The 12,254-nt window shown below is 38.7% G+C and carries 11 protein-coding genes; 1 reads left to right on the forward strand and 10 read right to left on the reverse strand.

What is annotated here, in order from left to right:
• The first annotated feature begins 136 nt into the window (after window positions 1-136).
• Window positions 137-1,162, forward strand: a complete 1,026-nt coding sequence (gene yiaK / locus G9H60_RS07780) for a 3-dehydro-L-gulonate 2-dehydrogenase (RefSeq protein ID WP_223143489.1) — start codon at window positions 137-139, stop codon at window positions 1,160-1,162.
• Between the two features lie 2 nt (window positions 1,163-1,164).
• Here the strand turns inward: yiaK and G9H60_RS07785 are convergent, their stop codons facing one another.
• From G9H60_RS07785 to G9H60_RS07830, 10 genes are all read right to left on the reverse strand, one after another.
• Window positions 1,165-2,280, reverse strand: coding sequence for an AEC family transporter (locus G9H60_RS07785; protein ID WP_223143490.1), 1,116 nt, complete (start codon window positions 2,278-2,280; stop codon window positions 1,165-1,167).
• Between the two features lie 10 nt (window positions 2,281-2,290).
• Window positions 2,291-3,478, reverse strand: coding sequence for a pyridoxal phosphate-dependent aminotransferase (locus tag G9H60_RS07790; RefSeq protein WP_449500886.1), 1,188 nt, complete (start codon window positions 3,476-3,478; stop codon window positions 2,291-2,293).
• A gap of 641 nt (window positions 3,479-4,119) precedes the next feature.
• Complete coding sequence (locus G9H60_RS07795) at window positions 4,120-5,688, reverse strand: M56 family metallopeptidase (protein WP_223143491.1); 1,569 nt, start codon at window positions 5,686-5,688, stop codon at window positions 4,120-4,122.
• Complete coding sequence (locus G9H60_RS07800) at window positions 5,678-6,049, reverse strand: BlaI/MecI/CopY family transcriptional regulator (RefSeq protein ID WP_223143492.1); 372 nt, start codon at window positions 6,047-6,049, stop codon at window positions 5,678-5,680. Before G9H60_RS07800 ends, G9H60_RS07795 begins: the two co-directional genes overlap by 11 nt.
• Before the next feature lie 174 nt (window positions 6,050-6,223).
• A complete protein-coding gene (locus tag G9H60_RS07805; RefSeq protein WP_223143493.1) occupies window positions 6,224-7,600 on the reverse strand; it encodes a Gfo/Idh/MocA family protein in 1,377 nt (458 codons plus the stop codon).
• On the reverse strand, window positions 7,600-8,757 hold the full coding sequence (locus tag G9H60_RS07810; protein ID WP_223143494.1) for a Gfo/Idh/MocA family protein: 1,158 nt from the start codon (window positions 8,755-8,757) through the stop codon (window positions 7,600-7,602). The genes G9H60_RS07805 and G9H60_RS07810 overlap by 1 nt, the downstream gene beginning before the upstream one ends.
• Before the next feature lie 159 nt (window positions 8,758-8,916).
• Entirely contained in the window at window positions 8,917-9,330 is a 414-nt protein-coding gene (locus G9H60_RS07815; RefSeq protein WP_223143495.1) for an OsmC family protein, read from the reverse strand.
• A 157-nt stretch (window positions 9,331-9,487) separates the two neighbouring features.
• Window positions 9,488-11,176, reverse strand: coding sequence for a PQQ-dependent sugar dehydrogenase (locus tag G9H60_RS07820; protein WP_223143496.1), 1,689 nt, complete (start codon window positions 11,174-11,176; stop codon window positions 9,488-9,490).
• A 56-nt stretch (window positions 11,177-11,232) separates the two neighbouring features.
• Window positions 11,233-11,691, reverse strand: coding sequence for a hypothetical protein (locus G9H60_RS07825; protein WP_223143497.1), 459 nt, complete (start codon window positions 11,689-11,691; stop codon window positions 11,233-11,235).
• A 5-nt stretch (window positions 11,692-11,696) separates the two neighbouring features.
• Window positions 11,697-12,251 (reverse strand): pyridoxamine 5'-phosphate oxidase family protein, encoded by a 555-nt coding sequence (locus G9H60_RS07830; protein ID WP_223143498.1) that lies wholly within the window; start codon window positions 12,249-12,251, stop codon window positions 11,697-11,699.
• Window positions 12,252-12,254: the final 3 nt, after the last annotated feature.

Consider the following 12,254-nt stretch of genomic DNA (forward strand, 5'->3'; position numbering starts at 1 on the left):
TCCCGAAACAACAGTATTTTCATTCCCTCTCCAATCATGGTGGCTGAGGATCCCGAAGCCACCATGAGGAGATTAATCGCCTTTAGGTCTTCTTTCTATTTAACTCTCTATATCTTTATCTTTTAAACCATTTACGATGAAAAGAATTGCATTTGATGACATGTTTACTACCATTAAACAGGCTTTTATAGTAGCAGGATTACCCGAAGACAAGGCCACTGTTTGTGCTAGAACTCACACTGAAACCAGCCGCGACGGCGTATATTCTCATGGTTTAAACCGAGTAGAACGATTTTTAGATTTTGTCTCCAAAGGTTGGGTAGATGTGTATGCTGAGCCTAGTCTAGATGTGAACCTGGGTTCCATTGAAATATACAATGGCAATATGGGCATAGGAATTACCAACTCCATCTTCGCGATGGACAGAGCGATTGATATCGCTAAGCAATATGGATTGGGACTAGTAGCTCTAAATAATACCACGCATTGGATGCGTGGAGGTTCTTATGGCTGGCAAGCTGCCGATAAAGGGTATATGGCCATCTGCTGGACCAACACGGAATCCTGCATGCCAGCTTGGGGTGCCACTTCGGGAGGAATTGGGAATAATCCTTTTATCATGGCTATTCCGCGCCAAGGAGGTCATGTGGTTTTTGATATGGCCATGTCACAATACTCCTATGGTAAATTAGAAACCACTCGCTTAAAAAATGAAAAACTCCCTTATCCAGGTGGTTTTGATCAGGAAGGTAAATTGACCGATGAACCCGGACCGATTGAAGCTACTCGTAGAATTTTACCAACGGGGTATTGGAAGGGCTCGGGACTGGCCATCATGTTGGATTTATTTTCTGCCATTCTTTCCAAAGGTAGAACCACTGCCGACATTGACTTGGTTGGGAAAGGAGCATGTGGAGGGTGCTCTCAAGTATTCATTGCAATTGACCCATTAAGAATCAATGATCAAGCCTTTTTAGATCAGGCATTAGAACATACCATTACTCAATTAAGAACCTCTATTCCAGTAACAGAAGGAGGAGAAGTGAATTATCCAGGAGAAAGATCCCTGAAAACGAGAGCAGAAAATATGCAATTGGGTATTCCTGTGGACGAAGGTGTTTGGAATAAAGTGCTTGGATTTAGTCAAGCAAAAATAGGCTAAGACTAATGTGCTTGCTTAATATTTCTCCAAGAAGCTTTCACTTTTTTAAATGCTTTTAGGTTAGGAATTATACTGGCTCCCATTAAGGTGAATGAGAGTAGTCCAAGATTACTCGTTTCGGCAAAAGTTTGGCCAGAAGCTAAAACTCCTATTACCAAAATAGTGGATAATGGAAGTGAAATGGCTAAAGTCAACAAGGCCAAGTTGGCATCAAAAGTTTTTCTATAGTCGGGTATTTCCATGGATTCCTCTTTATGGTGAATGGCAGAAATATGGGCAAATGGCCAAAAACTACAAGCACTCAAAGGAACCACGACAGACAATAAAATCATATTGGGATCATGAATTCCCCATACCAAAATGACCAATAAACTGAATAATAAACTAATTCCCGCTCTGAAAAATAAGATAGAAAGTATCATTTTAATCTCTTTCCCCTCTTTAAACTCCACAGCCATTCCAATATAAATCAACACCAAGGGCCCCATTAAGGTACTGGCTCTAGAAAAGATTTCTTGGATAACCAAGGGTAAGGTGCTCATGTGAAAACCTAGGGAAAGAAAAACAATGGCCAATAACATAATCACATTGATAGGCTCTTTGATCAGACTCCACAAAAAATCTTTCATGCCTTTCTTATTTCCAATTGCTCCACCCTGCTGAATGGCCATATGCATTTTCAAGGAAATGTAATAGAGAAAGTTGAGCGCAAAGAACTTATTTCCTACATCAGCCATGGCAGCCAATGCCAAAGATTCGCCTCCAAGAAATTCAGAAATAAAGGGAAAGCTGGAAAGTCCAGGTGCTAAAGAAGGAAGCAACATGCTTAAGGTTCGACTGGCAGGTGAACTTTTGGCGATACCAAAAAAAGCTAAAAAATAGGGCGCAGAAAAAAAGATAAAGAAGTTAAAACAAACTAGAATAATGGGATAAATCAACAGGCTTGCACTCATCTTGATTCCCATCAAAGCTATAAAGACGGTAGCCGGAAGAGCCACAGAAAGTATGACTTCTTTTAAGCCCTGGATTTCTGTTTTGTTTTTTATTTTTCTACGTAAGGCTATGCCTAATCCGATTAGAAAAATCAGCGTTAAAGTCTTTTCAATAGCATCAATCATAACACCAATTTTAAGCGAGCTCTTTCAAAGATGTGACGAAAAATTCCATTTCGGCCATGGTTCCTATACTAACGCGACAGTATGGTTTATTTAACATATCAAAGGAACGAACCATCACACCTTTGCTGGCCATCTTACTCAAAAAGGTTTTCCCATCCATTTTAATCGGGAATATCACAAAATTGGTATAGGATGGAATGTATTTATAGCCTAATGCACTAAGTTCTTGATATAAATAATTCTTGCATTGCGTATTAAGTCGCTTGGTCATAGCTTGAAACTCCTTATCCTGTAAACTGGCTATCGCGCCCAATACAGAAGTATGGCAAATGCCCATTCCCCCACGCGTGATTTTTTCAATCTTACTTAAGAATTCTGGTTGCGCTACGGCATAACCCACACGTAATCCTGCCATTCCCATAATCTTGGAAAAAGTTCTAGCAATGATCACATTTTTCTTTTGTGCCAATAAGGAAACCATACTAGCCGTATCCCCCTCCGCAAGTTCTAAATAGGCTTCATCAATGAAAACAGGAACTTTAGTTGAAACCCTGGAACAAAAATCCATCAGTTCATTGGCTGCCATGATGGTCCCAACAGGGTTATTTGGGTTACAGATATAAACCATTTTGGTGTTGGAATCTATGGCTGCTTCCATGGCTTTTAAATCATGAGTCCAATCCGACTTACAAGGAACCGCTTTCCAAGTTGCACCAACGGCTTCGGCCACGCGAATGAGTGACATGTAGGTAGGATCTGCCGAAACAATATTTCCTCCTTTTGCGAAGAGAACTAAGGCTACTTTTTCCAATAAATCCGAAGAGCCTGGGCCCATCATGATATGTTCTTTTGTTACACCCTCCTTGCTTGCCAACATATCCACCAAGGTGGCTAATTCTTTCCATGAATAGCGGTTCCCGCCTGATACTGATTCGGCTACAGCTTTTCTAGCGCTCTCCGGTGGACCATATGGATTTTCGTTGGCATTTAAACGAGCCAACATAGCTGGCACATTGGGACGTTCTTCCAAAAAATGTTCTCTCAATAATGGGCTATAATACAACCGATTTTCTGAATCCAATGGAAAGGATCTCGCTGAAAATGCACCCAAACTAATGTGAGGTGATAAGGCCATTCCGCCCATGGCGGCTAGTCCAGACTTAAGGACATTTCTTCTGCTAAAGGATGTTTTCATCATGATTGAAATAGTATATAAATGCGCTGATATTCTGAAGTATTACCTCATTTCTGAGTATTCATCTTACATACAGGAGAAAACAAACCAAAATCTGAGTTAAACAGCTTGTCAATTTGTTTCTAAAACTTCCGATAATTGATCACTGAAGGTGTCCATTTTCGGAGAATATATATACGCCCAAAATGATCAGTAGTGGGCGTATAAATTGTATTTATTGATGAATTATGTTGAAATGTAGCAGGATTATCGAACACTTTGTTTGTTTTGAGATATTTTTTTAAAAATTAGACCGAAAAACACGAAAATATCCCAAAATTTAAGTCAAAAGTGTAAAAAAATAACAAAAATTAGAAAAAATTAAAAATAACAAACACAACATATCAGGTTTTAAAATTGGAAAAAATGAATTAAAATTTGAAAATCAAATAAATATTGATTTCAAAATGAGATTATTTTTTACAATAAAATGAAAAAATGATAAAAACGTGTTTTTTTATACTGTTTCATTATTTGGTATTATTTCTAGGTAATTGCGAAGTGCAAGATGAGATTTTACCAAGAAATAAATGTGAACCCGTTCAAACGGTAATAGCCTGATGAAAATCACCGGCTATTACAAATGCTAGAAATCACTTGCGCTTTTATTTCCCTATGGAAAAAGCTATGGGTTGGACGTATTTAGAAGTGATATTGATATCATGACTCTTAGCTGGAATCCATTTCCCTGAAGCCTTGATGAGTCGAAGGGCCTCCTCAGCTAAACCATATCCAGGAGATCTCAATACACTAATATCTGAAAGTGTTCCATCGGCAGCCACGGTAAACTGAACATAGGCTTTTCCGGAAATATTCGCTTTTTTAGCTTCTTCAGGATAGTTAACATGAGTGGAAATATAGGTAAGAAACGCATTCATTCCTCCAGGATATGAGGCGGGTTCTTCTACAATAACATTCGAGTTTTGGTTTGTAGCTGTATTTGAATTTCCATTCTTCTTTGTGGTAATTTCCACTACGCCATTGGCACCATCCTTCCCATATTTTTCGTTGGCCATTGCCCCTTTCAACACATTGATGGATTGGATATCATTTGGGTTCATCTTATTGATGGCTAAAGCTCGATCAATCTTTCCATCCACTACATATAAGGGATTAGCCGGAGGAGCAGGAGGTACGCCAGGTGCAGCAGGAATAGCTCTTATCGACAAGGGAGGCGGTGGAGGAGGAGGCAAATCTTTGTTAGTCGCTTTTTTGACTTTCATAGGTTTGCTTAGAGTGTTTTTGATGGATATACCAATTTTAGCTGCGTTTAAATCTTCTTTTTTCTCTTGAGCGGTCACTTGAATCGAGAAAATTAGAAAAACCATTGCCGCCAATGGTAATGCCAATACCTTTCTTAGGTAAGCATATGGGGTATTTTTGGATGTTGTTAACATGATAATTCTTCGTTTAATGGATGAATAATAAAATGAGTGTCCCGGGTTTAAAAAGTGATTTCCGTAGTGCGATTGTAAGATCATTTGAGCAAAAGCATTCACATTATTACTTCCAACAGCTTCTTGGTCCGCAATAAATTCATGGATGTTTTGCAATTCTTTGTGTATCAACCAGTAAAAAGGATTGATCCAATATATGGACGTGATAATTTGACATATAACCCGATCAATGGTATGTTTTTGCTGAATGTGAGTTAGTTCATGTTTAAAAATAGCTTGACCGTTGGGTTCAGTCATGGAGATGGATTTCTTCCAAAAGAGGAATTGGAGAAAAGAAAATGGGGCATCCTCTTCATCGGTTTCAATGAATTGAAAACCATCCATGGCAATACTTGGATTCCTTCTTTTCATCTGATAAATCTTGATTACTTGATATAAGAAGTAGCTTAACAAGCTTATTGAAATCAAACAAAAAGCCCAAATTCCATAGTCTATCCAAGGTAAATTCAACCAGGAATATCGCTCAGGAGTAGTACTTGTGGAGGCAGCAAGTAAATAAATTGCTTGCCCAGCTCCGTTAATTTCTCTTTCATTGACAGAAAAAATGGAGAATTGAAAAGTAGGAATTACCAAGCTAATGAGCATACTAGCCATTAAATAGAATCGATTGTAGGTATGGAATCGAGTATTCCGCAGAACCAACATATAGTAGCCGTAGAATATCCCTGATAATAGGCTACTTTTCAATAGATAGATTAATAGGGCATTATTCATCATCGCCTTTAGATTTTAATTGGCTAAGTAATAATTCTAAATCTTCAATGGACATCTGCTTTTTATCCACCAGAAAGGATACCACATTGGCATAAGACCCTTCAAAAAAAGATTCAGTCAAACCTGCAATACGTTGACCAGAATATTCTTGCTTTGTGACTTTGGCAAAATATAAGTTATTCCGATTGGGATTGCTGATACCCACAAAATCCTTTTCTACCAATATTTTTAATAGCGTAGCAATGGTGTTGGAATGGGGCTTAGGCTCGGGTAAGTTTTCAATAATATCCTTGAGAAATCCGCCATCAGGAAGTGTCCAAATTACCTGCATAATTTGCTCCTCGGCTTGGGTAAGTTTTTTCATAGCTGTCCGTTTTGTTGGACCAAATGTATAACTAATTTTTTAGTTACAAAATATTTATAACTATTTTTTTAGTTAAAATTTATTAACTCCTTCTCCATTAAGGACTATCAACAAAAACGCCCCAATATTTTGGGGCGTTTTTTGTTGAATCAATAAAATTTCAAAACCTATTGACTAAAATTTAATACGATCAGTGCCATATGGCGCTCTTTGCGTACGACTTAAATAGCGATTCGCTTCTGCATCATTGATAAATTGCTCTTTTTTAGCATCCCAATTCAGTTTACGCGGGATTTTCATAGCCACATGAGTGATCAAACAAACTGTACAAGCTCTATGACCAATTTCAATTGGAGAGATTGGTTCTTTTCTACTTTCAATACAATCCAGCCAGTTGCCATGTTGCTCATCAGAATGATACAAATGAATCTCTTTTTCTCCAATCACCGATTCTAAAATCGCTGGATTGGACGCATCAATGGCTTTGGCTCTAACTTTAGAAGTCGGATCGCTTGGTGTTGCAGAATAGTCGCCGCGCGACACAAAAATCCATCCTTCTGTTCCTTCATATCGAATACCATTCGGGAAGCCTCCGCTGGTATACATGGTTATTCCATTGGCATATTCTGCCTTGGCCATAAAGTCGCCATGCACATCCCAAACTCCCGATTTAGGGAATTCGGCTACGGCCTCCACAGAAATAGGGCCTGTTAATTCAGTATCCATACCCCAGGCTGCAGAATCATAGTGATGCTGTCCCCAACCGGTGATCATACCTGCACCAAATTGTTCCATACGTAACCATCCCGGTCTGTCATATCCAACCTGTGGATGAACACTTAATTCCGTATAAGGAATGTAGGGCGTTGAGCCTAACCACATCTCATAATTAAACCCTTTGGGCACTGGCATAGCTTGTACAACTGGGCCACTTGGATCTCCTGGAAGTCCTACTTTAACTGTATGTAACTTACCAATTCGACCATTTCTTACTAATTCCGCTGCTCTTCTGAATTGACTACTAGAACGCTGCTGTGTACCCACTTGCAAGATTCTGCCTGTTTTTTTAATGACTTCAGCTAATTGACGACCTTCTTTTATGGTCAAAGAAGTGGGTTTTTGAAGATAAATATCTTTCCCAGCTAAGGCTGCTTCCATGGCAGGTTGAGCATGCCAAAAGTCGGGAGTACTGATCATCACCGCATCAATGTCCTTATTCAATAACATTTCACGGTAATCATCGTACATCTTCACATCGATGTAATTACTTTGCCCCGTTTTCTTGGTATAATATTCTTCTACCAGTTTTTTTGTGTCTTCGGTACGGTTTCTGTCCAAATCACAAACGGCCATAATTCTAGCCTTTTCATATCTCCAAGTACTTGGTAAATCGTGCGTACGAGCGATGCGTCCGCAACCGATTTGGCCTATGTTAATTTTATTACTTGGTGCGTCCTTTCCCCCCAAAACATGGGCAGGAACGATAGTAGGAAAACCTAATGTGCCGACGGCACCCAATGCGATGTTATTGATAAATTTTCTCCTTTTCATTATTTCGCTGAGATTTTAGTAGCTTGTTTTTGAGCGATAAGTGCCAGTTCAGTGGCTAAGAAACAGTGGTCTTGGGTCATCGCCGTTTCTGTTCTATTTAACACATCATTTACGAGTAATTCTCCATGTGGAAGCTCCACATTCTTGCAATCGATATACAATGTTTCCTTATTATTCACTAAATACAAATGGCTACCTGTCCCATGAGGTGAAGCAATGTCCGTATTTTTCCGAACTTCCATATAGCCTTCCGTTCCTAAAATAGTTAATCTTCCATCACCCCAAGTATTTAACCCATCTGGCGTAAACCAATCCACCCGGATATAACCTGAACCTCCATTTCCTCGCAACATCAAATCTCCAAAATCTTCAAAATTTGGGTATTGAGGGTATTTGTGATTAGCTACTTGTGAAGCTACAACTTGTCCTTCCGTAGATTTTGTAAAATGCAAAAACTGATCTACCTGATGTGAACCAATATCTGTGATAATACCACCATAATATTTCTTGTCAAAAAACCAGGAAGGTCTTGAAGGGATACTCATGCGGTGAGGTCCCGTACCTAAGGTCTGTACGACCTTACCAATAATCCCTGTTTGAGCTAATTGACTAGCTTTTTCGGTCGCTTTATTTTCAAAACGCTCGGAATAAGAAATAGAATAGATTTTTTTGGTTTCCTTCTGAACCTTGCGGACTTCCGCCAATTGTTCTAAGCTAGTAATACCCGGTTTATCCACCATGTAATCCTTACCTGATTTCATCACCCGTATACCCAATGGCGCTCTTTCCACTGGCGTAATGGAGCTTAGCACCAATTGAATGGATGGGTCGCCTAAAATCTCCGCTTCGCTTTTTACTAATTTAGCCGTAGGATATTTTTTCGCAAAATCCTTAATTAAATCTGGCTCCTTAGCATAATAAGAGACAAATTCTCCACCACCACGAATAATGGAATTGGCCATGGTATAAATATGACCATGATTGATTCCGATAACACCAAATTTTAAACGTGGTGCAATGATCTTTTCTTGAACTTTAGGAACAAACAAGGAGGTACCATCTTTGATAGGTGAATTGATGGATGGCATAAAAGCTAGACTTGATAAAAGGCTAGCATCTTGTAAAAATTTCCTGCGGTTGGAAGCGTTTTCTCTCATGGGATAATTCCGGTTTTGTGATACTATTTCTAAAAGTAATAATATTTGTTTTCTTACTGATAACATCCCTTTTTTTAATCAAGGGAAAAAGAAAAAGGCTTACCAAGGTAAGCCTCAAACGATGAACGAGAAGAGGTTTAACATGTTAAACTTCTTACTTTAGCCATGGAGTGTTGAATCCACTACAATCCTCGTTTTTAACAATCGAGAGATAGGACAATTGGCCTCCGCATCTTTTACTTGTGCTAAAAAAGTATCTTGATCTATACCAGGAACTGTAGCCTTTAAAATCAAACGTGATTCAATGATAGTGCCTTCTTCCATTTTTATTTCTCCTTGAACGTCCAATACTTTGGGAGGAAAACCTGCACCTGTTAGATTAAAACTTAATTTCATAGCAAAACAACCCGCATGGGCAGCAGCTACCAATTCTTCGGGATTGGTTCCTATCCCATCTTCAAATCGAGTATTGAAAGAATATTGAGTATGATTCAATACGCCACTTTGGGTAGTAAGGACTCCTTTGCCTTCTTTACCCGTTCCTTGCCAAACGGCATTTGCTTTTCTTATCATGACTATTTTATTAAGTTTTGAGACAATCAATATTTTCCAATATTACTCTATTTCTCTTAAAAATAGTCCAAGTAAGTTCCTCTTATTTTAGGAAATCTTTGATGGAAAATATAACACTCAAATAATAATGAATTTCAAGTTTATAGCTGGATGATATTTATCGCAAACTTGGTACAATTTGGTATAACATACCATCTGTTTTGGTGATGATGTAGATTTCACCTTGCGCATCCTGACCAAATCGAAGATCCACCTTATTTGCTTTTACCAATTCTTTCAAGGTGACAGGCAAACCATCTAATTGTAGTTTCAATTCACGAATACGGGTTTGAGTTCCTTCCTTGATGTTAGAAATAGGAATATAGAATATTCGACCGCGAACTATTTCCCCAAAAATGTATTTACCCTGGAGACTTGGAATGGCTTTTCCTGTATATTCAAATCCACCCATCATGGCATTACCTTCATCATGATCAAATTGGGCAATCGGATAGGTATATCCCATTTTTGCATCATTTTTAGGAAGGGGAAATACCGTATTGGTACTCATGGTGGAATCAATCGCAAAGGTTCCTTCCCGCAAAGGCCAACCATAGTTTTTGCCAGCTTTCAAAAGATACAAGGATTCGATATGTCTTTGTCCAATATTGGAAACGATGATTCGGCCATCTTTCAACCAAGAAATACGATTGGGATTACGAAATCCTTGTGCAAATACTTCATCCAATCCTTTTTTACCAACAAAGGGATTAGAAGCAGGTATTCCGTATTTTCCATTCTGGCTATTTCTACCCAATGGGTCGATTCGAAGAACTTTCCCCCAGGCATGTTCACTATTGTTTGGGATAAAGCCTCTTCTTTGTTCCAAAGCCCCTCCATCTCCTAAACCAATGTACAGTAATCCAAAATCAGGATCCCCCAATTTGGCATAAGGGTTAAAGGTGATTTCTTGCATGCCATGCACTTGGTCAATGACATTTACCCGCATCACTTCTCTAGATTTTCCGCTTAGTACTTTGGCGGATGGACTGTCCAAGGTCCATTCAGTAATGATCCATTGCAATTTCACTCGAAGGCTATCTCCATAGGTAAAATCAGAAGGTCCTTTGATTTCGGGTTCCGTATGGGTGGTATAAAAGAGTTTATTTTGGGCAAAAAGTGGATGAAAAGCGAAGCTCCCTAAACCTGTGGCAAATCCGGGTTTATTGGTGAAATTCGGGAAGTGCTTACTGATATCTACATACTCACTTAACTGGTTTTTTTCATCTAAAATATAGATTTTACCCTGTAAATCGGAGATGATTCGCTCCTTACTGATAGGGTGAAAAGTCATTTTATTGATCCGGGTATTCACCTGGGGTGTATAGGTCAATGGAAACTTTACTACCTTCTTGAGATGGATGATTTCCCCTGAAAATTGGATTCCCTCTCGAATGGGGTTTTCAAGTGCTAATTTTTCTTTTTTATCTGGATTCTTGGGACTAGGCTTTTCTAAAATATAGGCAATCACATCTTGTAGATCTTTGGGATCAAGGTGACTGAAACTTGGCATGTAGGATTTAAATTTTTTATACTTGTCTTGGGCTCTAGCCACATTAGCATCAATTAAGGCTTTAGGATCATTGATGAAGTCCAACAGGTATTTTTTCTCAACAATCCCTTTTAAACCTCCTAATTGCGGACCTATTCCATCTTCTTTAAAATTATGGCAATTGGCACAATTCAGATCAAAAACTTGAGCTCCTCGATTTATTTGTTGGGAAACCCCAGAAAACGGGATTAAGAAAAAAAAGAATAAAACAGTCCCAAATCGATTAAAAAAGGGAGAAAAAGTAAGCATTTTCATAGGTCAAATAAAGCACATATAGGCTTTTCACATGTAAAGAAAGGAAATTGAAATTATTACTGTATCCTTGCCTTTCCTTCTTTTGACATGATATGATCGGGATTCCTTTTTAAAGTTTTTATGAAATGTACATTTCTAAAACGCAGGGCACTCCAATCTTCGTCGATAGCCACCATACTTACTGGCTCAAACCCTAATTCCCCCATGGGTTCCCAACCTTGATCCCGGTTAAAATCACAGCTATATTTTTTGGAACTGCCTTTGGGATAACACATCCAAATGATGGCATCTCCCGCTATTTTACCCATACTAGTTTGGGCAAATAGTTGGATTTCCGCTTTTTTAGTTACAAAAACTATGGCATAATTCATTTGATTTACCTGATTGATGGAAGTTATCAAATTGGTATCATCCGGCAAATGCCTTAGGGTTCGCTGAAAGCTTTCTGGAGCATGAAGGACCAGAATTTCCTTTTGTTCTTTGAATGCTAGTTTTTTTAATATCGGGTCCGTCATCTGGTCTATTTTTTAAGACTTAGGTCTGTTGGTAATCCATCTAGACTTATCATGTTTTTCTCCAACATATACTGTTCTAATTTTTCAGAACCCATTTGGTTTGCCCAGGTAAAGTGAATATCTCGTTCTCCTTGATATTCGTACCTAGGCACACCATATCCACAGGAGGTTTGAACCAAATCTATTTTCCCTACGATGATTTGCCGGGTACTTGGAAAGATGGTAAAATGCGGAGCATATTCATCCCAAAGGGGTGAATTAGGTAATACAACAAAGCCTTTCCCATAAAGACGTAAAATGTTTGGAGTTTTATCGAATGAGCAAAACATAAACGTTATTCTTCCATTTTCTAAGGTATGAGCCGAAGTTTCATTCCCCGAACTAATAATGTCCATGTAGGCTACCGTGTGCTCATCAATCACCCGAAAAGCTTCTAAGCCTTTGGGCGAAACATTCACTCGGCCATCCCCTTGAAGAGGTGCTGTTCCTACAAAAAATAGATGCTGCTGCTCAATGAATTCTTGATGAGCTTTCGAAATACTGTCATAAAATTTGCCCATAGA

The organism is Aquirufa aurantiipilula (assembly GCF_019923745.1).
In the GTDB taxonomy this organism is placed as follows: domain Bacteria; phylum Bacteroidota; class Bacteroidia; order Cytophagales; family Spirosomataceae; genus Aquirufa; species Aquirufa aurantiipilula.